Origin of the sequence: Burkholderia sp. LFS061, from assembly GCF_047978125.1 — a bacterium.
Lineage (GTDB): Bacteria > Pseudomonadota > Gammaproteobacteria > Burkholderiales > Burkholderiaceae > Burkholderia > Burkholderia pyrrocinia_C.
In genome coordinates this window covers 1-21,607 of sequence record NZ_JBFPFS010000060.1, presented here as the reverse complement: position 1 = coordinate 21,607, position 21,607 = coordinate 1, and the positions used below count along the sequence as shown (strand labels likewise).

Genomic DNA, 21,607 nt, shown 5'->3' with positions numbered 1-21,607 from the left:
TTCACATGCCTCCGAGGCGTTGCAATACGGTGCCCATCAGGTCGTCATAGGCATGCACGAGCTTTTGTCCGGTCTCGACGCGGCGCATCGCCTCGACGAGCCGCACCATGTCGTCGGCGGCATTGACGTTCGAGGTCTCGACGAACCCCTGGGCGAGCCGCGCCGTGGCGATCGGTGTGCCGTGCGCGCTGTCAGGCGCGTACAGGCCGTCGGCGATACGCCGCAGGCGAGACGGTTCATCGAAGGCCACGACGCGGATCGTCGAGGTCGAAACGCCGTGATCGATCACGGTGCCGTCCGGATCGACGCGCCAGCCGTCCGCGCTTACGACGACATCACCATCCGTGCCCTGCAGCGGCCAGCCGCCTGCGCGCGTGACCACGCGGCCATCTGGCGCACGCCGGAACGTGCCGGCACGCGTGTAAGCGGGGCCGGCGTCAGTCGCCACCTCGAAGAAGCCGTCGCCCGCAATCGCGAGGTCGAACGGGTCGGCGGTATGGACGAGCCGGCCAGCCGAAAAGTCGGTGACATGGCGGGTCGGCGGCGCGCCGACGGCGTTCGACGCGTCGTTCGCCAGCACGTCCTGAAAGGCGACTTCGCGTCGGTAGCCGGGTGTCGCCACGTTCGCTAGATTGCGTGTGGCCGTCTCCAGGCGCCGCGTTTCGAGCGAGATCAGGTGCGTCGACAACGTCATCAGGTCATCCATGGGAACTCCTCGGGAGCGGTGCTGCGTTTAAACGGCAAGAGACGGGGTTGGCGAAGACTGCGGCGAACTGGCGGGCGAAGAAGGTGGCGAAGCGGACGGCGGATCGATGCCGACGGTCGCGAACGCGCGTAGCGCGACGATGTCCGGAACTTCGTTGACCGACAGCACGACGAGTCGCGGCGCGACGCGACGGGAGAAGGTCTTGAGCGAGCGTCGGATATCGGGCCGGCACAGCAGCGCGGGCGTGTGCCCCTGGCGCATCATCGATTCCACCTGCGCGAGCAGGCGGCCCAGGAAGGGCTCGGCGATCCGCGGATCGAGCACGTGCGCGCCGTGACCGTCGGCGCCTGCAAGATTGCGCGCGATCTCGGCTTCAAGCGCCGGATCGAGCGTCAGGACCGCGAGCGCGTCGCGATCGCCCTGCGCGCGCTGGCAGATTGCGTGACCGAGGCGCTGCCGCACCGCTTCGACGAGCAGCGCCGGGTCTTTCTCGCGACGCCCGACGTCGGCGAGCGTCTGCACGATCAGGTCGATGTCGCGGATCGGAACCTGTTCGGCGAGCAGTCCCTGCAACACCTGCTGCACGTCGCCGACGGTCAGCACGTTCGGCACGATCTCGTCAACGAGGCCGGGCTGGCGTTCGCGCACGCCGTCGAGCAGCGCGATCGTTTCCGGTCGCCCGAACAGGCGCGCCGCGTGAGCCTTGACGAGCTCCGTAACGTGCGTCATGAGCGCGGTGATGGGATCGACGCAGGTGTGGCCGAGCGCTTTGGCGCGCTCCTGCAGCCCGTCGTCGATCCAGATGGCCGGCAGGCCGAACGCAGGATCATGCGTGGGGGTGCCGGGCAGCGTGCCGGTGGCGCCGGCGGGATGAATCGCGAGCGTACGACCCGGATACGTCGCGGCTTGTCCGAAGCGGGTGCCGAACAGTCGCACTTCATATTCGTCGGGGGGCAGATGTGCCGAATCGCGGAACACGACGGCAGGTGCGACGAAGCCGCTGTCGTCCGCGTACTGGTCGCGAAATGTCGCGATGCGCTCGGCAAATTCTGCCTGCATCGGCTGCCAGGCAGCCGTCAGCGCCGCGCCGAACACAACCTCGACGGCGGGTAGCGCTGCCGGGCTGTCGGCATGCGGGAGCGTTGAGGGCGGCGTGCCGTCTTCTTCCGCCGCTGCGGGCCGCTCGCGCGTGCCGGCCCAGACGCCGAACGCTGCGAGCGCGAGTAGCGCTGCAGGCCACTTCGGCATGCCCGGCAGTGCAACGAGCCCCGTCAGCGCCGCCGCGACGAGCAGTTGGATCTTCGGGAAGCGCGCGAGCTGGCGCAGCGCCTCGTGGCTTAGCGCGCTGTCGGCGGACGAACGGGTGACGATGATTCCGGTCGCGACGGAGATGATCAGCGCGGGCACCTGCGTGACGATACCGTCGCCGATCGTAAGCAACGTAAACGTGCGGACGGCCTCGGGGAACGGCATGCCCATCTGGGCGACGCCGACCGCCCATCCGCCGAGAATGTCGATCAATAGGATGACGATGCCGGCGATCGCGTCGCCCTTGACGAACTTGCTCGCGCCATCCATCGAGCCGTAGAAGCCCGCTTCGCGCTCGAGCGTCTTGCGGCGGCGCTTCGCTTCGTTCTGGTCGATGAGGCCCATGTTGAGATCGGCGTCGATGCTCATCTGCTGGCCGGGCATCGCATCGAGCACGAAGCGGGCGGCGACCTCGGAGACGCGCTGCGCGCCATTGGTGACCACCACGTACTGGACGACGACCAGGATGAAGAACACGATCAGGCCGATCACGTAGTTGCCCTGCACCGCGAATTCACCGATTGCGCCGATCACCTGGCCGGCATTGGCGCCGGACAGGATGAGGCGCGTCGCCGCGACGTTGAGCGACAGGCGGAACAGCGTCGCGATCAGCAGCAGCGACGGAAACGTCGAAAATTCGACGGGGCGGGTGACGTAGAAGGTCAGCAGGAGAATCGTGAAGGCGAACGCGAAGTTGATGATGATCAGCAGATCGAGCGCGGCGGCGGGAATCGGCGCAAACAGAATCAGCAGGATCGCGCTCGCAGCGAACACGAGCGCGAGATCGGACTGGCCACGCAGCCGGTGCCTGAGCCAGGTCATCGGGCGTGCTCCTGCATGCGATGGACGCGCAGATAGACGGCGGCCGTCGCGGAGAACAGCTGGGACGGGATTTCGCGTTCGAGCGCGCCGCGGCGAAACAGCTGACGCGCGAGTGCCGGCGCCTCGACGATCTGTACGCGATGGACGAACGCGAGTTTTTTGAGGCGCAGTGCGAATTCGCCCGCGCCTTTCGACACGACTGTCGGTGCGGCCATCTCGGCCGGCGCGTAGCGGAGGCCGACTGCGTAATGTGTCGGATTGGTTATGAGCACGTCCGCGCCACGCATGCCGCGCAGGCTGCGGGAGCGTTGCAGCAACTCGCGCTGCAACTGCTTGCGGCGCTGCTTGATGCGCGGATCGCCTTCGTGCTGCTTGAACTCCTGTCTGACCTCGTGCCGGCTCATCCGCATCTGTTTCGCGAACCGTCGCCGAACGATCGCCTGATCGAGAACCGCGAAGAGCGCAGCAGCGATCAGCAATTGCACGGCGAGCGCGGACCCGGCCGAGCCGAGCGCGCGGGCCAGGCCGGGCACGGTCAGCCCGGCGTGCGTCGCAGCGCGTACCGCATCGGCGATGCACCGCCAGGCGAGCGCGCAGTAAACGACCAGCTTGACGCAGGCTTTCGCGGCGTCGATGACGATCTGCATCGAAAACAGACGCTTGATGCCGGCCGCCGGATTCAGTCGCGAGAAGTCGGCCTTCAGTGCGTCGGGTGCGAACAGGAAGCCTGCCTGCGCGAGCGCGGCGACGAGCGCGCCGCCTACCGCGGCGGCGATCAGCGGTGCGACGATCGCCACCCATTCCGGCAGCGATGCGCCGAACCAGTGCTCGATCGCGCGTCCGTCGGCCGCGATGCCGGGGGCGTCGTTCAACATGCGCGTAGCGAGCGCGGCAAATCGGGCTGCCATGCGTTCGCCGGACAGCCACAGATAGCCGGCGCAACCCGCGACGGCGAGTACGATGCCAAGCTCCTGGCTGCGCGGCAGGAGTCCTTTCTTTCGAGCCCGCGTGAGCTTGTGGCGCGTCGCCTGCTCGGATTTTTCCTGTTCCTCGTCGGCCATCAATTCCCCCCCAGGGCAAGAGCGAATTCGAGCGCCGCGCGCAGCAGCCGCAGCGCGACGGGCGCCAGCAGGCCGATCGACAGCGCCGTGACGGCGATCGCCGCGATCGCCTTTACTTGCAGACCCAGCATCAACGCATTCATTTGCGGGAGGGTGCGCGACAGGAACGCGATCGACAGGTCGATCAGGAACAGCGCGAGCATGGCGGCAGCGACGGCGCCGATGCCGATTCCCATCGCGGCGGCGAAATAGCCGATGAATGCGTGCGGCGATGCGATGAAGCGCGCGGTGCCGGGCGGCATCCGGTCGATTGAGGCGGCGATGAGCCGCAGCAGTTCGAGATGCGCGCCGCTCGCGAAGAAGATCGCGCCGGCGCCGAGCGTGAGGAGCGTGCCGAACAGCGGCGCGCGTTCGCGCGAACCGGGATCGATGACCATGGCGAGGCCGAAGCCCGCCTGCACGTCGAGCGCGCGTCCGGCGAACGATAGCGCGGCGAATGCCACCTGAAACGGAAATGCGAGTGCGAATCCCAATGCGAGTTCGGAGATGGCGCATTCGACGAGCGCCGCATGATCGTCGCGAAGAACGGCGGGGAGCGGCGTGGCGAATGCGCCGGCCAGCGCAAGTGCGAGGCAGATACGAATTCGTGCCGGGATGCGAAGCCGGGAGAACGGCGGCGCGAGCACGAGCAACGGCCCGATGCGCAGCGACAGTAGTAGTGCGGCCGTCGACCAGCCGACGAAGGATTCGGCTGTCATCGCTCAGCTGAGATCGGCGATGCCGGTGAACAATGTGGTGGTGAAACCTGTCAGGCGACCGAGCATCCATGGGGCGAGCGTCACGATCACAACGCCGGCGACGATGAGCTTCGGCACGTAGCTCAGGCTCATCTCCTGCAATTGGGTGACGACCTGAAAGATGCTGACGAGCAGACCTGCAATCAGCGTCGCGGCGAGCACGGGGCCGGCGATCAGGATGCTGTTCCAGACGAGCTGCTCGAGTAGCTGCAATGCTTGGCTTTCTGACATCGGCCGTCTCCGTTGCTGAATAAGTCTTCGGTTATTAGTTAGTGTTGCGATGTTTCCGAAGCAGCAGAGTGTATAGACCGACTGGCCAGCTTGATATATGACGATTACTAAATCGACTCTATTTTTGCTAGTTTTTTATTGAATCTCGCTGGAAACGTAACTCGACTCAATTCGATTAAACCGAATTGAGTCGAGCAAGATAAAAAAAGCCCGGCGTTTAACACGCCGGGCTCGATTTCAAAATGAGGAAGCGACGATCGCGCCGAATTACTGCACCGACACCGCCGCGAAGTTCTGCCGTCCGAACGGACTCACGCGATAACCGCTCACGTTCGTGCGCGTGAGCGCCGCGGCGGTCGGGTAGCCGAGCGGGATCCACAGCGCCTGGTCGTGGATGATCTTCTGCGCGGCTTCATACAGCTTCGCGCGCTTGGCCTGGTCGGCGGTCGACTTGCCGTCGACGATCAGCTTGTCGAGCTGCGCGTCGCAGAAGCGCGCGAAGTTGATGCCCGACTTCACTGCATTGCAGCTGAACAACGGCGACAGGTAGTTGTCCGGATCGCCGTTGTCGCCGGCCCAGCCCATGAACAGCATGTCATGCTGGCCGAGCTTCGCCTGCTTGATCAGCTCGCCCCATTCGATCACCTTCACGTCGGCCTTCACGCCGATCTTCGCGAGGTCGGCCTGCAGCAGCTCCGCGCCGACCTTCGGGTTCGGGTTCAGCACGCTGCCGGTCGGGCGCGTCCAGATCGTCGTCGAGAAGCCGTTCGGGAAGCCGGCCTGCGCGAGCAGCTGCTTCGCCTTCGCGGGATCGTACGCATACGGCGCGACGTCCTTCGCGTAGCTCCACGTGTTCGGCGGATACGGGTTGTTCGCGGCCGTCGCGGTGTTGTCGAACACGACCTTCAGGTAGGTCGCGCGATCGAACGCGAGGTTCAGCGCCTCGCGCACCTTGTCGTTGTCGAGCGGCTTCTTCTGCGTGTTCAGCGCGACGAACGCGGTCATGAACGCGGGCGTCTGCACGACCTTCAGCGCGCTTTCGCCCTTCGCGGCGAGCACGTCCTGCGGCTTCGGCGACAGCGCGATCTGGCATTCGCCGGCCTTCACCTTCTGCAGGCGCACCGACGGGTCGGGCGTGATCGCGTAGATCAGCCGGTCGACTTTCGGCTTCGCGCCCCAGTACGTCGGGTTCGCGTCGTAGCGGATCAGCGCGTCCTTCGTATAGCTCTTCAGCACGAACGGGCCCGTGCCGACCGGCTTCGCGTTCAGGTCGGCCTGCTTGCCGGCCTTCAGCAGCTGGTCCGCGTATTCGGCCGAATAGATCGACGCGAAGCCCATCGTCAGGATCGGCACGAACGTCGCGTTCGGTTCGTTCAGCACGAATTTCACGGTGCTGTCGTCGACCTTCGTGACCGACTTCACGAGCTTCACGAGGCCCATCGACTGTGCGTGCGGGAAGCCGCTCGCGCCGGCCACCTTGTGCCACGGGTTCGCATCGTCGAGCATCCGCGTGAACGTGAACACGACGTCGTCCGCGTCGAGCGCGCGGCCCGGCTTGAAATAGTCGGTGGTCTGGAACGCGACGTTCGGGCGCAGGTGGAACGTGTAGGTGAGGCCGTCGGCGCTCGCGTCCCATTTGTCGGCGAGCGCGGGCACGACCTTTTTCGCGGCTTCGTCGTACGACACGAGCGTGTTGAAGATCACGTCGGCCGATGCGTTGGTCGTGACGAGCGAGTTGTACTGCACGACGTCGAAGCCGTCCGGGCTCGATTCGGTGCAGACGGTGAGCGGCTTGGCGGCGGCGAGGCCGGGGGCGGCGAGTGCGGCGGCGACCGCGGCCGCGGCGAACAGCTTGACGTGCATAGGATCTCCCACGTGGCTTGTGCTTTTTGCTGGGTGACGGGATGCGGGCGCGGCCCGGAAGCGGGCGGGGCCGGCGCGGCTGGCGAACAGCATACCGGCAAAGCGCGCGGCGCGTGAAAAAAGGCGCCGGAACGCGGCGAATTGACCGAAAAACGGCTGCGTTCGCGACGGAACGGGTGTTGATGCGGCGGAAGGTGCTGCGGAGGCGACGGGAGAGCCGGGCGGCGGAGAGGGGGAGATCGGCGCGTCGGGGAACGCGGCGGATCTGTGCGGACGCAGCGGGAAGTGCCGCGAAATCGAAGCTTCGATGCGGCGATGCGGCCCGGCGCGTGTCGCGCGGGCCGGACCGCCGACTCGTCAGTGCGCGCCGGCCTTCGGCTTGCGCGGCGCCTTCTCGAACAGGCGGTCGTACAGCCAGCGCGGCAGCACGTGCAGCACCTTCGCGACGACGCCCATCTGCCACGGAATCACGCGGAACGCGTGCTGCCGTGCGATCGCTTTCGCCGCGCGCGCGGCGAAGCGGTCGGCATCCATCAGGAACGGCATCCGGTACGGGTTGTGCGCGGTCATCGGCGTGCGGATGTAGCCGGGCGCGATCGTCACGACGCCGACACCGGCCGGGCGCAGCTCGACGCGCAGCGATTCGAGATACTTGATCGCGGCCGATTTCGACGCGCTATACGCGCCGGAGCCGGGCAGGCCGCGCACGCCGGCGACGCTCGCGACGCCGACCAGCGTGCCGTGGCGCGCAGCCGTCATCGGGCCGACGAACGGCTCGAACGTCGCGACCATCCCGTAGTAGTTGATGTCCATCACGTTGCGGAACGTCGCGAGATCGCCCTGGCCCGTGACGGCGCCCTGGCTGATGCCCGCGTTCGCGATCACGACGTCCGGGCAGCCGTGCGTCGCGATGAACGACGCGGCGGCCGTCGCGAGCGCGTCGGCATCGCGCACGTCGGCGGAATAGACGGAGATGGACAGCTTGGGGAAACGCCGCGCGAACGCATCGAGCGCCTCGGTGCGTCGCGCGACGAGCGCGAGCGTGGCGCCCTGGCGGGCGTATTCCTCGGCCATCGCGAGGCCGAGGCCGCTCGACGCGCCGGTGATGAAGACCTTCAGCGGAGTAGTCATGCCGGCGCGCGGGCGGGGGTCAGAGCTTCTTGTCCTGAACCTGCTTCACGAGGAAGTCGAGCACCTGGGCGGTACCCGGGATGCTGTTCGCGTAAGCGGGGCCCGTCTTGTACTTGCCCTGGACGACGACCGTCGGCACGCCGTCGATCGCATAGTTCTTCAGCAGCTCGGCCGATTGCTTCACCTGGCCCTGCACGCTGAACGAGTTGTACGCGTCCATGAACTGCTTCTTGTCGACGCCCTGCGTGGCCAGGAAGTCGGCCTGAGCCTGCGGCGTCAGCAGGTAGTTCTTCTGCTTGTGGATCGCGTTGAAGATCGCCGGCGTGACCTTCTCGGAGATGCCGAGCGCGGACACCGCATAGAACAGCTTCGAGTGCGGGATGAAATCGTCGCGGAATGCGACCGGCACGCGCTTGAAGTCGATGTTGTTGCCCTGCTTCTTCACCCAGGCCTCGATCGTCGGCTCGAATTCGTAGCAGTGCGGGCAGCCGTACCAGAAGAACTCGATCACCTCGACCTTGCCGGCCGGCGCGGACACCGGCTGCGGCGACTTCATCACCTCGAAGTCCTTGCCGGCGACCGGTGCGGCAGGCGATGCCTGGGCGAAACCGGCCGCGAGGCCCAGGGACAGAAGGAGCGTGCTAAGCAGTTTTTTCATGTTGTGAACGTCGAATCAGTTGCTCGGGTTACGAAACGTAACGGGTTCTGCGTGGGCTCGACCGGCTGCCTACTGCTTCGTGAAGCGGATCACCGCCGTGTCGACACCTGCATCGGACAAGCGCTGACGGGCCGAGTTCATATCCTCGAACTTCGAGAACGGGCCGACGCGCACGCGGAAATAGGTCACGCCGCTGACATCGCGCTTGGACACCTTCGACTCGAAGCCCTGGAAGCCGAGGCGCGCGCGCTGCTGCTCGGCGTCGCCTTCCGTCTTGTACGCGCCGACCTGCAGGAAGTAGCCGGTATTCGCGTCGCTCGCGGTTGGCGGCTTCGCTGCCGCGGCGGCGGTGGCCGACGACGTCGGCTTCGGCGTGTTCGCGGCCTGTTGCTGCTGCTGCTTTTGCGCGGCGGCCTGCTGTGCCTGCTTCTGCGCGGCGAAGCGCGCGAGGTCGTCCTCGCCCGCCTGCTGTTGCTGCTGCGGCTGCGTCTTCTTCGGCGGCGTGGTGTCGGCCGGCTTCGGCGCGACGGCGACGCCGTTACCCGACGACGTATTGTTCGACGCGGTCGTGTTGCTCGAGCTGCCGGTGTTGTTCGAGCCGCTCGACCCGTTGGCCGACGGCGGCACTTCGACGATCTGCGGCTCGGGCAACAGGCCGCCCTGGGTCTGGTTCGCGGCCTGGCCGGGCGCGGTGTTGGGCGGTGCGGGCTGCGCGGCCTGCGGCACCGGCTGGCCGGGCGTCTTGCCCTGCAGCGCGCGGTTCGGGTCGAACTGCTGCGGCTGGCTCGCGCCGTTGTCGGCCGGCGGCGGCGCGACCTTCGACACGAACGGCGACGGCGAACGCGTGATGTAGAGCGCCACCACCACGGCGATCGCGAGGCCGACGATCAGGCCCAGCACGATTCCAAGAAATGTCCCTCCGGCTTGTTTCGATTGTTTCGAAGTGCGGCGTGGTTGTGCCATTGCTTGAGTCACCTGCAAAAAGAATCGTGAAAAGGCCGCGGCGGGCTATCCGACGGCGGGCGCTGCCGCGGCCATTCGCTGCCCGGTTCGGGCCGCTTGCGTCCTTACATCTTGGCGGGCGCGGACACGCCGAGCACCGCCAGACCGTTCTCGAGCACCTGCCGGGTCGCGGCAAGGAGCGCGGCGCGCGCGTTGCGCGGCGCTTCATCGTCGACCAGCACGCGCTCCGCATTGTAGAACGAGTGGAATTCGCCAGCGAGATCGCGCAGGTAGAACGCGACCGCGTGCGGCGCCAGCTCGTTCGCCGCGTGCGTGAGCATGTCCGGATACTCGGCGAGCTTCTGCATCAGCGATGCGGCCTGCGCGCTCGTCAGTTGCGACAGGTCGGCACCCGGCAGTTGCGCGGCGTCGACGTTGTAGCGCGACTTCAATTCGTTGAGCACCGAGCAGATCCGCGCATGCGCGTACTGGACGTAATAGACCGGGTTCTCGTCGTTCTGTTTCAGCGCGAGGTCGATGTCGAACACAAACTCGGTATCGGCCTTGCGCGAGATCAGGAAGAAACGCACCGCGTCGCGGCCGCGCGTGATGGTCGCCTCGTCGATCAGGTCGGGCGCCGCTTCCTGGCCCGCCGCGGCACCGCCCGACCATTCGATCAGGTCGCGCACCGTCACGTAGCTGCCCGCGCGCTTCGAGATCTTCACTTCCTGGCCGTCGCGCATCACGGTGACCATCTTGTGCAGCACGTAGTCGGGATAGCCCTTCGGGATCCCGACGTGCAGCCCCTGCAGGCCCGCGCGCACGCGCGCGATCGTGCCGTGGTGGTCCGAGCCCTGGATGTTGATCACCTTCGTGAAGCCGCGTTCCCACTTCGTCACGTGGTACGCGACGTCCGGCACGAAGTACGTGTACGTGCCGTCCGACTTGCGCATCACGCGATCCTTGTCGTCGCCTTCGTCGGTCGTGCGCAGCCACAGCGCGCCGTCCTGCTCGTAGGTCATGCCGGCCTTGACCAGCGCGTCGACCGTCTTCTCGACGCGGCCTTCGCTGTACAGCGACGATTCGAGGTAGTACTGGTCGAACTTCACGCCGAACGCCTGCAGGTCCATGTCCTGTTCGCGACGCAGGTACGCGACCGCGAACTTGCGGATCGCGTCGAGATCCTCGACGTCGCCCGTGCCCTTGACCGGCTCGCCGTCCGACGCGGCGACCGTTTCGCCGTTCAGGTAGTCGCGTGCGATGTCGGCGATGTATTCGCCGTTGTATGCGGCTTCCGGCCAGCCCGCGTCGCCCGGCTTCAGGCCGCGCGCGCGCGCCTGCGTCGAGATCGCGAGGTTGCCGATCTGCACGCCCGCGTCGTTGTAGTAGAACTCGCGGTGCACCGCGTAGCCCTGGCTCGCGATCACGTTCGCGAGCACGTCGCCGAGAGCGGCCTGGCGGCCGTGGCCGACGTGCAGCGGGCCGGTCGGGTTCGCCGACACGAATTCGAGCAGCACCTGCTTGCCTTTCTCGCGATCCGACGTGCCGAACGCGCGGCCCTGGTCGAACACGGCGGCGATCACCGCCTGCTTCGCGGCGGCCGACAGGCGCAGGTTGATGAAGCCGGGGCCGGCGATTTCGGCGGCGTCGACGAGCCCTTGCGCGGCCGGCTGCGCGGTGAGCGCGGCGACGATCTGCTCGGCGAGCTGGCGCGGGTTCGCGCCGAGCGGCTTGGCGAGCTGCATCGCGACGTTGCACGCGACGTCGCCGTGCGCGGCGACCTTCGGGCGCTCCAGCGTGATGGCCGGGGCGACGAACGTGGCGTCGGCGCCTTTCAGCGCGTGTGCGACCTGCTTGACGCTATCCGCGAGCAGGGCTTCGAGGGTCTGTTTGTGTGCTGGCAGCATGCTGGTAGAAGGCTTCGTTGGTGGCGGCCGGAAACGCCGGGCCGCCGGCGCGCTTTTTAAGCGCGCGTTTCAGGGATCGCAGAATTTTAACAGGTGCTAATATGCCGCTCAGGCGCCCCGCGTCCGCGAGGCCGGACGCCGGTCTGCCGGCGTTCCCCCAACCTCGCCGCGCAGGCACAACAAGATGAAAAGGGAATTGTCATGATTACGTTCAAGAGCAAGGCGGCACAGGATCTCGACGTGCTGAAGGATTTCGCCGTGTATGTGCTGGGCCTCGTCGGCAAGCAGCTGGGCGAGCGCGGTGTGATTACGCACGACGAGCTGGACCACGCGATCGCGAAGCTGGAAGGCGCAGTCGCGCAGGCGAAGCAGGCGCGCGCCGAGCACGCCGGCCACTTCCACGAGGACGAAGCCGATCACGCGCACCACGAAGTGCCGCCGAGCCTGGCCCAGCGCGTCGCGCCGTTCCTCACGATGCTGCGCGAGGCGAAAGCCGGCGAAGCCGACGTGCACTGGGGCTTCTGAGCTTCGTTGCCCGGCAGTACGAAAGGTTAGCAAGGCAGGAAAAAGCCCGCTTCCGAGCGGGCTTTTTCTTTTCGTCTGACCAAACGGGCGGTCGGCCGCCCGTCCGCATCGATCAGAGCTGCGGCGCGAGCGCGCGGCGCGCGTCGTCGAGCGACAGCGCCATGCGCCGCGCGTAGTCCTCGAGCTGATCCTGCCCGATTTTGCCGACCGAGAAGTAGCGGCTGTCCGGATGCGCGAGGTAGAAGCCCGATACGCTCGCGGCCGGCAGCATCGCCAGCGAGTCGGTCACGCTCATGCCGATCTCGTCCGCGTGCAGCACGTCGAACATGTCGCGCTTCACGAGGTGGTCGGGGCAGGCCGGGTAGCCGGGCGCCGGGCGGATGCCCGCGTACTTTTCCGCGATCAGCGCGTCGTTGTCGAGCGTCTCGCCGCTCGCGTAGCCCCACAGCTCGCGTCGCACGCGCGCATGCATCGCTTCGGCGAACGCTTCCGCGAAACGGTCGGCGAGCGCCTTCAGCATGATCGCGCTGTAGTCGTCGTGGTCGGCTTCGAACTGTTTTTCCTTCACGTCGACGCCGAGGCCGGCCGTCACCGCGAACATGCCGATGTAGTCAGCGACGCCCGATTCCTTCGGCGCGATGAAGTCGGCGAGCGAGCGATTCGGCCGCATCACGCCGTCGACCACCGGACGCACGCTCTGCTGGCGCAGGTTGCGCCACGTGAGCAGCACTTCCGAGCGCGATTCGTCGCTGTAGATCTCGATGTCGTCGTCGTTCACGGTGTTCGCCGGCAGCAGCGCGATCACGCCGTTCGCGCTCAGCCAGCGGCCCTGGATCAGGCGCGCGAGCATCGATTTCGCGTCGGAGAACACGCGCCGCGCCGATTCGCCGACGATCTCGTCGTTCAGGATCGCCGGGTACGGGCCTGCCAGGTCCCACGTCTGGAAGAACGGGCCCCAGTCGATGTAGTTCGCGAGTTCGTTCAGGTCGTAGTTCTTGAACACGCGGCGGCCGATGAACTTCGGCTTCACGGGCGCGTAGCCGGCCCAGTCGACCTTCGTCTTGTTCGCGCGCGCCTCGGCGAGCGTGACCATCGGCTGCGCCTTGCGGTTCGCGTGCTGGTCGCGAATGCGTTCGTAGTCGGACTTCAGCTCGTCGAGATACTTCGTCGCGCCTTCGTCGGACAGCAGGCTCGACGCGACCGACACCGAGCGCGACGCGTCGGGCACGTAGACGACCGGGCCCTCGTAGTGCGGCGCGATCTTCACGGCCGTGTGCACGCGCGACGTGGTCGCGCCGCCGATCAGCAGCGGGATCTTCTTCACGCGGAAGTAGTCGTCGCGCTGCATTTCGGATGCGACGTACGCCATTTCCTCGAGGCTCGGCGTGATGAGGCCCGACAGCCCGATGATGTCCGCGCCCTCGACCTTCGCCTTCGCGAGGATCTCGTTGCACGGGACCATCACGCCCATGTTGACCACTTCGAAGTTGTTGCACTGGAGCACGACCGACACGATGTTCTTGCCGATGTCGTGCACGTCGCCCTTCACGGTCGCGATGACGATCTTGCCCTTCGCGCGCACGTCGCCGCCCGCTTCCGCGAGCAGGCGCTTTTCTTCCTCGATGAACGGGATCAGGTGCGCGACCGCCTGCTTCATCACGCGCGCCGACTTCACGACCTGCGGCAGGAACATCTTGCCCTGGCCGAACAGGTCGCCGACGATGTTCATCCCGTCCATCAGCGGGCCTTCGATCACGTTGATCGGACGGCCGCCGGCGGCGTCGATCTTCGCGCGCACTTCTTCGGTGTCCTCGACGATGAAGGTCGTGATGCCGTGCACGAGCGCATGCGAGAGCCGTTTCTCGACCGGTTGGTTGCGCCACTCGAGGTTCTCTTCCTTCTTCGCGCCGCCCGCCTTGAACTTGTCGGCGATCTCGAGCAGGCGGTCGGTGGAATCGGCGCGGCGGTTCAGGATCACGTCCTCGACGCGCTCGCGCAGCTCGGCGTCGAGGTCGGCATACACGCCGAGCTGGCCGGCATTCACGATGCCCATGTCCATCCCGGCCTGGATCGCGTGATACAGGAACACGGTGTGGATCGCCTCGCGCACCGGGTCGTTGCCGCGGAACGAGAACGACACGTTCGACACGCCGCCGCTCACCTTCGCGTACGGCAGGTTCTGCTTGATCCAGCGGGTCGCCTCGATGAAGTCGACCGCGTAGTTGTTGTGCTCCTCGATGCCGGTCGCGACCGCGAAGATGTTCGGGTCGAAGATGATGTCTTCCGGCGGGAAGCCGACTTCGTTCACGAGGAAGTCGTACGAGCGCTTGCAGATCTCGGTCTTGCGCTCGTACGTATCGGCCTGGCCCTTCTCGTCGAACGCCATCACGACGGCGGCCGCGCCGTAGCGGCGGATCAGGTTCGCGTGGCGGCGGAACGCTTCCTCGCCTTCCTTCAGCGAGATCGAGTTCACGATCGCCTTGCCCTGCACGCACTTGATGCCGGCCTCGATCACGTCCCACTTCGACGAGTCGATCATGATCGGCACGCGCGCGATGTCCGGCTCCGACGCGATCAGGTTCAGGAAGCGCACCATCGCCGCCTTCGAATCGAGCATCGCCTCGTCCATGTTGATGTCGATCACCTGCGCGCCGTTCTCGACCTGCTGGCGCGCGACGGCGAGCGCCTCGTCGAACTGGCCGTTGAGGATCATCCGCGCGAACGCCTTCGAGCCGGTGACGTTGGTGCGTTCACCGACGTTGATGAAGAGCGTTCCGGACGTGACGTTGAACGGCTCGAGGCCGGCAAGGCGCATCATGTGATCGGTCATGGCGGTGCGAATTCGTGTAATGAAGGGCGTGGGGCGGTCGGGTCAGGCGTTGTCGCTGTACTGGTTCGGCCAGCGGCGCGGCTTCACGTCGGCGAGCGCCTTCGCGATCTCGGCGATGTGCTCGGGCGTCGTGCCGCAGCAGCCGCCCGCGAGGTTCACGAGCCCGGCCTGCGCGAATTCCTTCAGCAGGCCCGACGTGACGTCCGGCGTTTCGTCGAAGCCGGTGTCGCTCATCGGGTTCGGCAGGCCCGCGTTCGGGTAGCACGACACGTAGGTGTCGCACAGCTTCGCGAGCTCGGCGATGTATGGGCGCATCAGCGCCGCGCCGAGCGCGCAGTTCAGGCCGAACGTGAGCGGCTTCGCGTGGCGCAGCGAATTCCAGAACGCCTCGACCGTCTGGCCCGACAGGATCCGGCCCGACGCATCGGTGACGGTGCCCGAGATCATGATCGGCAGGCGCTCGCCGGTGTCCTCGAACAGCTCGTCGAGCGCGAACAGCGCGGCTTTCGCGTTCAGCGTGTCGAAGATCGTCTCGACGAGGAACAGGTCGACGCCGCCGTCGAGCAGCGCCTTCGCCTGCTGGTAGTACGCGTCGCGCAGCTCGTCGAACGTGACGTTGCGGGCGCCCGGATCGTTGACGTCCGGCGAGATGCTCGCCGTCTTCGGCGTCGGCCCGATCGCGCCCGCGACGAAGCGCGGTTTGTCGGGCGTCGCGTATTTCGCGGCCGATTCGCGCGCGAGCTTCGCCGATTCGACGTTCATCTCGACGACGAGATCTTCCATCCCGTAGTCGGATTGCGCGACCGTCGTCGCGCCGAACGTATTGGTTTCGACGATGTCGGCGCCGGCCGCGAAGTACTGGTCGTGAATCTCGCGGATGATCTGCGGCTGCGTGAGCGACAGCAGCTCGTTGTTGCCCTTGATGTCGCGCGGGAAATCCTTGAAGCGCTCGCCGCGATACGCGGCTTCGTCGAGCTTGTAGCGCTGGATCATCGTGCCCATCGCGCCGTCGAGGATCAGGATGCGCGATTTCAGCAGCGCGGGCAGTGCGGCGCCGCGCGTGTAGGGCGCGTCGAGCGGGACGGAAGCGGCGAGAGGAGTCGCAGACATGGGCGGAGGACCGGCGAAGACGGGAAAACCGTCATTGTAGCCGGTGCGTCTGGCCGCCGCCCGGCCTCGCGCCGGCCGGGCGCCCGCCAAATGAAAGCCCCCGCCAGGCGAACCGGACGGGGGCATGATCGGAGTGCTCGCGGGCGCCGCGTCGGTGCGCGGCGAATGGCCCGGCCGCGCGAGGCGCCGGGCCGCGGGGCGTCAGTGCAGCACGACGGGCATCATCATCAGGCTGTCGAATTGCCCGAGGAATTCGTCGACTTCGTCGAGCGACGGTTCATCCTCGATCAGTTGCTTCACGTGTGCGCGGAAACGTTCGGCAAGTTCGCCGTCGATGAAGATCTCGCGCTGCGCGTTCTTGTCGACGATTTCGTATCCGCCGGCATTCATCAGATGATGGCCGGCCTGCGGCGCAAATTCGACGACGCAGTAGTTGGGGCTGTTGTAGATCATTTGCATGGCGGCACTCCTCTTCGCAGTGGCATCTGGCCTTGTTGTCCCCTAGGTGGGGCGAGCCTTGCCGGTTTCAAGGGGCTTGCGCAGCACACCCCGTTCCCGTTGCGTGGGGTGTATCGGTTAGAAGCCGATGTCTATGAAACGTTTCTTATTGTCTGCCGGTGGACTGAAATAGTTGTTAAAGAGTGTCATCGGCCATTTCGCGGAAATCTGTAGTCGGTCGAAATTGCCGATCCCCGCGCGTTCACTGTGTGACAGGCGACGCCGCCGACGGTTCAGCCGATTGCGCGGGCGGTTGCACGGTGGCCGGCGGCGCTGGTTGTGCCGGTTCCGCGGGCGGTGCGGCCGATGCATCGGGCGTCGATGCGCCGGCGGGCGCGTTCGTTGTGCCGCCTGCCGGCGCAGCATCGGACGGCACGGCCGGCGCCGCGAGCCGGCCGTGCCACAACAGCTCGATCTGCGCGCCGTTCGGTTCGCTCTGCACGAGCCGCGCGGGCAGCCAGCCGAGCGACGGCGCGAGCCACATGTCGATGCGGCGCGTGTCGCCGTCGCGGCGCGGCAGGCGCATGAAATGCCGCGCGTCGATGATGCCGGCCTGCGTCTGCACCTGCTCGTCGCCGATCACCGTGATCGGCCAGGTCTCGCCGCTGTTGTTGTCGATCACGAAGAACTGCTGCGTGACGCCCGGCTTGTAGGCGGACGGGTTGCCGCGCAAGAGCCCCGACAACTGCATCAGCATGCTGAAGCGGTCCTGCACGCCGTCGGGCAGCGGCGCGTTGTTCGGCGTGCGTGTGAACACGACCTGCCGGATCTCGCGGTTGAAGATCGCGATGTCTTCCGGCCGCTTGCCGCGCTTCTCGACGTAACGGTCGGGCGCGACGCCGAATGCGTCTATGCGACCTTCGCTGCGATAGGCGAACGGGCCGACGAACGGCACCGGCATCGATACCGACAGGTCGTAGGTGCGCCCGTCGGTGCGCCAGTGGATCGTGCCGATCATGTTCTGCATCCCGTTGTAGAACGTGTCGTACTGCAGGTCGCCGGACGGCGGCGCGGCGAACTTCACGCCATCGGTCGCGGGGCCCGGCGCCGCGGCGCCGCTGGCGCCGGCGGCCGATGCGGCGTGCGTGCCCGATGCGCTCGGCACGCCGCTCGCCGCGGAGACGGCAGCCGGTGGCGGCTCGCCTTGCTCGGCCGGCTGCGTCGACGTGAGGACCGGCTCGGGTGACGGTGCGGGCTTCGGTGCGGCGGCCTTGGGCGCGGCCGCCGCGGGGGCGGCCGGATGCTCGACCGGCTTCGGCTCGGACGGCGCGGGCTGGCGCTCGATCGGTTGCGGCTTCAGCAGCTCGATCTGCACGGGGACCTCGGCGGGCGCGGGCGGCGTGAACGATTCGCGATTGCGCATCAGCCAGATCGCGGCGAGCGCGTGCAGCACCAGCACGACGACGAGCGCGACGCCCACGCGCAGCCAGCGGCGGGGCAGGGCGTGACGCGGGCGGATGTCGGCAGGCTGCATGGGCATCGGAACGGGGTCGGGGTGGTCGCGTGACATTGGGTGCACAGCGCACCACAGGAATCGGACCGTCGGAGGCGCCGCGCGTTCGCGGTGCGCGGCGTGTACCGGGATGTATCGCGCGCGTCAGGCGTCGCGCGCGTCGGGACTATAGCCGAGTTCGTAAGACAGTTTCCGCGCGCACGCGCGCAGCGCGGTGTCGATCTCGCCGCCCCACGCGATATCGAACGAGCCTTCCTGGCCGAGCGCGACGATCGCGAGCGCGAGCTCGCCGACCGCGTCGAACACGGGCATGCAGAACGCGTGGACCGTCGGCAGCAGCATCCCTTCGACGCGCGCGGCCTCATGCTCGCGCACGTCGGCCAGCACCGCGTCGACTTCGTCGAGCGTGCGCGGGCCGCCGTGATGCGGCGAGCGGCGCGTATCGGCGAGTTCGCGCTCGAGCATCGCGGCGGTCTTGCTGCGCGGCAGGTACGCGGCGAACAGCAGCCCGGTCGCGGAGCCGAGCAGCGGCATCACGTCGCCGAGCTTCAGCGACGCCTTCGCCGGATGGCTCGATTCCATCCAGTGCACGATCGTCGGCCCCTGGTTGCCCCACACCGCGATGCCGACCGTCTGGTCGAGGCGGTCGCGGAACTCGGTCAGCGCGATCCGCGCGAGCTTCACGCCGTCGACGCGCGCGAGCCGCGCGAGCCCCATCTGCAGCGCGAAGCCGCCGAGTTCGTAGCGGCCCGACACGGGATCCTGAGATACGACGCCGAGCCGGGAAAAGCTGACCAGGTAGCGGTGCGCCTTCGCAGGACTCATGCCCGCGCGCTGCGCGAGGTCGCGCAGCATCATCGCGCGCGGCTCGCTCGTCAGCACGTCGAGCAGGCGGAAGCCGACCTCGATCGACTGGATGCCGGAACGGACCTTCTCGCCGTGCTCGCCGGAAGCGGCGTCGTCGGTGTCGGAGTCGGCGAGATCGTCGTCGGGAAGCGGGCTGGCGGGCATGGGCAGCGGGTGCGCGAAAATGCGGCAAGGATCGGGGGCGAAAACGGCGTGCGCGATCGTGGCGCGCCGCATGGATTCACCATCGTAAAATAGATTCCCTCCATCGTCACTACAACGGCAGATTCCCCCTATGAAACTTGCTTCGCTGAAGGACGGCACGCGCGACGGCCAGCTGATCGTCGTGTCGCGCGACCTGCACACCGCGGCGATCGCCGACGCGATCGCGCCGACGCTGCAGCGCGTCCTCGACGACTGGGCGTTCTACGCGCCGCAGCTGCGCGATCTGTACGACGCGCTGAACCACGGCCGCGCGCGCAATGCGTTCTCGTTCGATCCGGCCAACTGCATGGCGCCGCTGCCGCGCGCGTTCCAGTGGGCCGACGGCTCCGCGTACGTGAACCACGTCGAGCTCGTGCGCCGCGCGCGCGGCGCGGAGATGCCGCCCGAGTTCTGGACCGATCCGCTGATGTACCAGGGCGGCAGCGACGATTTCCTGGGGCCCCGCGACGACGTCGTGTGCCCGTCCGAGGAATGGGGCATCGATTTCGAGGCGGAAGTCGCGGTGATCACCGGCGACGTGCCGATGAGCGCATCGCCCGACGACGCGCTGAAGGCCGTGCGGCTCGTCACGCTCGTGAACGACGTGTCGCTGCGCAACCTGATTCCGGCCGAGCTCGCGAAGGGCTTCGGCTTCTTCCAGAGCAAGCCGGCCACCGCGTTCGCGCCGGTCGCCGTGACGCCCGACGAGCTCGGCGACGAATGGCGCGACGGCCGCGTGCACCGGCCGATGATCGTCCACTGGAACGGCAGGAAGGTCGGCCAGCCCGATGCGGGCACCGACATGGTGTTCCACTTCGGCCAACTGGTCGCGCACGCGGCGAAGACGCGCAACCTGCGCGCCGGTTCGATCGTCGGTTCGGGCACGGTGTCGAACAAGGATGCGAAGCGCGGCTACTGCTGCATCGCCGAGAAGCGCTGCCTCGAGACGATCGAGCACGGCGCGCCGCAGACCGAATTCATGCGCTACGGCGACACCGTGCGCATCGAGATGTTCGACGCGGCCGGCAAGTCGATCTTTGGCGCGATCGAGCAATCGGTCGCACCGCCCGACGGCGCGGCGTAAGGCGAGGCGTGCAACGCACGCAGCGCCCGCGCGAAACCCGGCCCCGGCCCGCGCGCCGGGTTTCGCCTGATGTTTGCCCGCGCGGGCTTGGCTACACTCGATTCAAGAGCCTCGAGCAAGGAGTAGGCGCATGGCCGATCTCGCCGCATACGGCGGTTACGAAGCACTGAAGGTGACGCGCCGCGACCATGGCGTGCTCGACATCGTGATGAGCGGCGAGGGCGCGAACCGCAGCGGCCTCGCGACCGCGAACGCGCGCATGCATCGCGAGCTCGCCGACATCTGGCGCGACGTCGACCGCGATCCCGACACGCGCGTCGCGGTGATCCGCGGCGAAGGCAAGGGCTTTTCGGCGGGCGGCGATCTCGCGCTCGTCGAGGACATGGCGAACGACTTCGACGTGCGCGCCCGCGTGTGGCGCGAGGCGCGCGACCTCGTCTACAACGTGATCAACTGCAGCAAGCCGATCGTGTCGGCGATGCACGGGCCGGCCGTCGGCGCGGGGCTCGTCGCCGGGCTGCTCGCCGACATCTCGATCGCCGCGAAGGATGCACGCATCATCGACGGCCATACGCGGCTCGGCGTCGCGGCCGGCGACCACGCGGCGATCGTGTGGCCGCTGCTGTGCGGGATGGCGAAGGCGAAGTACTACCTGCTGCTGTGCGAGCCCGTGAGCGGCGCGGAGGCCGAGCGAATCGGGCTGGTATCGCTCGCGGTCGAGCCGGCCGACCTGCTGCCGAAGGCGTACGAAGTGGCCGAGCGGCTCGCGCACGGCTCGCAGTCGGCGATCCGCTGGACCAAGTACGCGCTGAACAACTGGCTGCGCGCGGCCGGGCCGACCTTCGACACGTCGCTCGCGCTCGAATTCATGGGCTTCTCGGGGCCCGACGTGCAGGAAGGCATCCGCTCGCTGCGCGAGCGGCGTCCGCCCGACTTCCCCGGCGACGCGCCGTTCTGACGCGCGCTATGATCGAATCACGCGCGGCTGCGCGACGCATGGCGGCCGCCTCGCTCCCCCAGTCAACCAGGATGCCCGTATGACGACCGATGCCTCCGGCTCCAACCCTTTCGCCGGCTTTGCCGGCTTCCAGCCCGCCGACATGATGGACCGGATGTGGGACATGATGCGGATGTCGCCGTTCGGCGGGATGACGTCGTTTCCGGGCGCCACGCAAGGGCTGCCGCCGTCGCTGTCGAGCATGTCCGACATGATGGCGCCGCTCACGAGCGTCGAGGAACTCGACAAGCGGATCACCGATCTGCGCGCGGTCGAGCAGTGGCTGAAGCTCAATCTCGGGATGCTGCAGTCCGCGATCCAGGCGCTCGAGGTGCAGCGCGCGACGCTCGCGACGCTGCGGGCGTTCGGCGCGTTCGCGCAAAGCTCGATGTCGGCGGCCGAGGAAGCGGCCGTCGCGGCCGCGCAGGCGGCGAAAGCCGCGTCGGCGCCGCCGGGCGACGCAGCGCCGGCGGCGGACGGCGCGGATGCGCCGCCGGAAGGCGATGCCGCGCAGCAGGCGTTCGATCCGGCCGGCTGGTGGAACCTGCTGCAGTCGCAGTTCAACCAGCTCGCGAGCCTCGCGATGGCGCAGCCGGGCATGCAGCCCGCGCCGCCGGGCGACGCGCCGCCGGAC

Annotated in this window: 19 protein-coding genes; 4 read left to right on the top strand and 15 right to left on the bottom strand. The window is 67.4% G+C overall.

Annotation, left to right across the window (positions count from 1 at the left end; translation table 11 throughout):
• Position 1 precedes the first annotated feature (1 nt).
• The 10 genes from ACNQQL_RS32455 to argS form a co-directional block, all read right to left on the bottom strand.
• Entirely contained in the window at positions 2 to 706 is a 705-nt protein-coding gene (locus ACNQQL_RS32455; protein ID WP_347068395.1) for a flagellar hook basal-body protein, read from the bottom strand.
• 27 nt (positions 707 to 733) lie between these two features.
• Positions 734 to 2,836 carry a flagellar biosynthesis protein FlhA gene (locus ACNQQL_RS32450; protein ID WP_347068393.1) on the bottom strand — a complete coding sequence of 701 codons (2,103 nt, stop codon included), beginning with the start codon at positions 2,834 to 2,836 and terminating at the stop codon, positions 734 to 736.
• Entirely contained in the window at positions 2,833 to 3,897 is a 1,065-nt protein-coding gene (locus ACNQQL_RS32445) for an EscU/YscU/HrcU family type III secretion system export apparatus switch protein (protein ID WP_347068391.1), read from the bottom strand. Before ACNQQL_RS32445 ends, ACNQQL_RS32450 begins: the two co-directional genes overlap by 4 nt.
• Positions 3,897 to 4,655 carry a flagellar biosynthetic protein FliR gene (locus tag ACNQQL_RS32440; protein ID WP_347068389.1) on the bottom strand — a complete coding sequence of 253 codons (759 nt, stop codon included), beginning with the start codon at positions 4,653 to 4,655 and terminating at the stop codon, positions 3,897 to 3,899. Before ACNQQL_RS32440 ends, ACNQQL_RS32445 begins: the two co-directional genes overlap by 1 nt.
• 3 nt (positions 4,656 to 4,658) lie before the next feature.
• Positions 4,659 to 4,925, bottom strand: a complete 267-nt coding sequence (locus ACNQQL_RS32435; protein ID WP_347068388.1) for a flagellar biosynthetic protein FliQ — start codon at positions 4,923 to 4,925, stop codon at positions 4,659 to 4,661.
• 267 nt (positions 4,926 to 5,192) lie between these two features.
• On the bottom strand, positions 5,193 to 6,788 hold the full coding sequence (locus ACNQQL_RS32430; RefSeq protein ID WP_072437341.1) for an ABC transporter substrate-binding protein: 1,596 nt from the start codon (positions 6,786 to 6,788) through the stop codon (positions 5,193 to 5,195).
• 357 nt (positions 6,789 to 7,145) lie between these two features.
• Entirely contained in the window at positions 7,146 to 7,919 is a 774-nt protein-coding gene (locus ACNQQL_RS32425) for an SDR family oxidoreductase (protein ID WP_072437339.1), read from the bottom strand.
• Positions 7,920 to 7,938: 19 nt separating this feature from the next.
• On the bottom strand, positions 7,939 to 8,577 hold the full coding sequence (locus ACNQQL_RS32420) for a thiol:disulfide interchange protein DsbA/DsbL (RefSeq protein ID WP_204424748.1): 639 nt from the start codon (positions 8,575 to 8,577) through the stop codon (positions 7,939 to 7,941).
• Between the two features lie 69 nt (positions 8,578 to 8,646).
• Entirely contained in the window at positions 8,647 to 9,540 is an 894-nt protein-coding gene (locus ACNQQL_RS32415) for an SPOR domain-containing protein (RefSeq protein WP_347068385.1), read from the bottom strand.
• Positions 9,541 to 9,644: 104 nt separating this feature from the next.
• Entirely contained in the window at positions 9,645 to 11,426 is a 1,782-nt protein-coding gene (gene argS, locus ACNQQL_RS32410; protein WP_347068383.1) for an arginine--tRNA ligase, read from the bottom strand.
• Between the two features lie 201 nt (positions 11,427 to 11,627).
• On the opposite strand from argS, the gene ACNQQL_RS32405 reads away from it, so the two are divergent.
• A complete protein-coding gene (locus ACNQQL_RS32405) occupies positions 11,628 to 11,951 on the top strand; it encodes a DUF1840 domain-containing protein (protein WP_034179168.1) in 324 nt (107 codons plus the stop codon).
• Between the two features lie 112 nt (positions 11,952 to 12,063).
• Here the strand turns inward: ACNQQL_RS32405 and metH are convergent, their stop codons facing one another.
• The 5 genes from metH to ACNQQL_RS32380 all read right to left on the bottom strand — a co-directional run bounded on the left by metH (position 12,064) and on the right by ACNQQL_RS32380 (position 18,853).
• Entirely contained in the window at positions 12,064 to 14,781 is a 2,718-nt protein-coding gene (gene metH / locus ACNQQL_RS32400) for a methionine synthase (RefSeq protein ID WP_347068380.1), read from the bottom strand.
• A gap of 42 nt (positions 14,782 to 14,823) precedes the next feature.
• The gene (locus tag ACNQQL_RS32395) at positions 14,824 to 15,891 is read right to left on the bottom strand and encodes a homocysteine S-methyltransferase family protein (protein WP_072437333.1); all 1,068 of its coding nucleotides are present in this window, start codon (positions 15,889 to 15,891) and stop codon (positions 14,824 to 14,826) included.
• A 201-nt stretch (positions 15,892 to 16,092) separates the two neighbouring features.
• Positions 16,093 to 16,350 carry a DUF3567 domain-containing protein gene (locus tag ACNQQL_RS32390; protein ID WP_006477667.1) on the bottom strand — a complete coding sequence of 86 codons (258 nt, stop codon included), beginning with the start codon at positions 16,348 to 16,350 and terminating at the stop codon, positions 16,093 to 16,095.
• Between the two features lie 241 nt (positions 16,351 to 16,591).
• A complete protein-coding gene (locus tag ACNQQL_RS32385; protein WP_347068378.1) occupies positions 16,592 to 17,869 on the bottom strand; it encodes a DUF3108 domain-containing protein in 1,278 nt (425 codons plus the stop codon).
• Between the two features lie 117 nt (positions 17,870 to 17,986).
• Positions 17,987 to 18,853 (bottom strand): IclR family transcriptional regulator, encoded by an 867-nt coding sequence (locus ACNQQL_RS32380; protein ID WP_347068376.1) that lies wholly within the window; start codon positions 18,851 to 18,853, stop codon positions 17,987 to 17,989.
• A 130-nt stretch (positions 18,854 to 18,983) separates the two neighbouring features.
• On the opposite strand from ACNQQL_RS32380, the gene ACNQQL_RS32375 reads away from it, so the two are divergent.
• The 3 genes from ACNQQL_RS32375 to ACNQQL_RS32365 form a co-directional block, all read left to right on the top strand.
• Positions 18,984 to 19,976, top strand: coding sequence for a fumarylacetoacetate hydrolase family protein (locus ACNQQL_RS32375; RefSeq protein ID WP_111016001.1), 993 nt, complete (start codon positions 18,984 to 18,986; stop codon positions 19,974 to 19,976).
• A 130-nt stretch (positions 19,977 to 20,106) separates the two neighbouring features.
• Positions 20,107 to 20,934, top strand: a complete 828-nt coding sequence (locus ACNQQL_RS32370; protein ID WP_204424729.1) for an enoyl-CoA hydratase/isomerase family protein — start codon at positions 20,107 to 20,109, stop codon at positions 20,932 to 20,934.
• A 79-nt stretch (positions 20,935 to 21,013) separates the two neighbouring features.
• The coding region (locus tag ACNQQL_RS32365; protein ID WP_347068373.1) for a PhaM family polyhydroxyalkanoate granule multifunctional regulatory protein at positions 21,014 to 21,607 on the top strand (594 nt) is incomplete at its 3' end.

Coding starts and splice junctions, on each gene's coding strand:
- ACNQQL_RS32380 (WP_347068376.1), bottom strand. CDS start 18,853: ATGCCCGCCAGCCCGCTTCCCGACGACGATCTCGCCGACTCCGACACC.
- ACNQQL_RS32435 (WP_347068388.1), bottom strand. CDS start 4,925: ATGTCAGAAAGCCAAGCATTGCAGCTACTCGAGCAGCTCGTCTGGAAC.
- ACNQQL_RS32415 (WP_347068385.1), bottom strand. CDS start 9,540: ATGGCACAACCACGCCGCACTTCGAAACAATCGAAACAAGCCGGAGGG.
- ACNQQL_RS32450 (WP_347068393.1), bottom strand. CDS start 2,836: ATGACCTGGCTCAGGCACCGGCTGCGTGGCCAGTCCGATCTCGCGCTC.
- ACNQQL_RS32390 (WP_006477667.1), bottom strand. CDS start 16,350: ATGCAAATGATCTACAACAGCCCCAACTACTGCGTCGTCGAATTTGCG.
- ACNQQL_RS32405 (WP_034179168.1), top strand. CDS start 11,628: ATGATTACGTTCAAGAGCAAGGCGGCACAGGATCTCGACGTGCTGAAG.
- ACNQQL_RS32370 (WP_204424729.1), top strand. CDS start 20,107: ATGGCCGATCTCGCCGCATACGGCGGTTACGAAGCACTGAAGGTGACG.
- ACNQQL_RS32440 (WP_347068389.1), bottom strand. CDS start 4,655: ATGACAGCCGAATCCTTCGTCGGCTGGTCGACGGCCGCACTACTACTG.
- ACNQQL_RS32455 (WP_347068395.1), bottom strand. CDS start 706: ATGGATGACCTGATGACGTTGTCGACGCACCTGATCTCGCTCGAAACG.
- argS (WP_347068383.1), bottom strand. CDS start 11,426: ATGCTGCCAGCACACAAACAGACCCTCGAAGCCCTGCTCGCGGATAGC.
- ACNQQL_RS32395 (WP_072437333.1), bottom strand. CDS start 15,891: ATGTCTGCGACTCCTCTCGCCGCTTCCGTCCCGCTCGACGCGCCCTAC.
- ACNQQL_RS32430 (WP_072437341.1), bottom strand. CDS start 6,788: ATGCACGTCAAGCTGTTCGCCGCGGCCGCGGTCGCCGCCGCACTCGCC.
- ACNQQL_RS32425 (WP_072437339.1), bottom strand. CDS start 7,919: ATGACTACTCCGCTGAAGGTCTTCATCACCGGCGCGTCGAGCGGCCTC.
- ACNQQL_RS32375 (WP_111016001.1), top strand. CDS start 18,984: ATGAAACTTGCTTCGCTGAAGGACGGCACGCGCGACGGCCAGCTGATC.
- ACNQQL_RS32420 (WP_204424748.1), bottom strand. CDS start 8,577: ATGAAAAAACTGCTTAGCACGCTCCTTCTGTCCCTGGGCCTCGCGGCC.
- ACNQQL_RS32385 (WP_347068378.1), bottom strand. CDS start 17,869: ATGCCCATGCAGCCTGCCGACATCCGCCCGCGTCACGCCCTGCCCCGC.
- metH (WP_347068380.1), bottom strand. CDS start 14,781: ATGACCGATCACATGATGCGCCTTGCCGGCCTCGAGCCGTTCAACGTC.
- ACNQQL_RS32445 (WP_347068391.1), bottom strand. CDS start 3,897: ATGGCCGACGAGGAACAGGAAAAATCCGAGCAGGCGACGCGCCACAAG.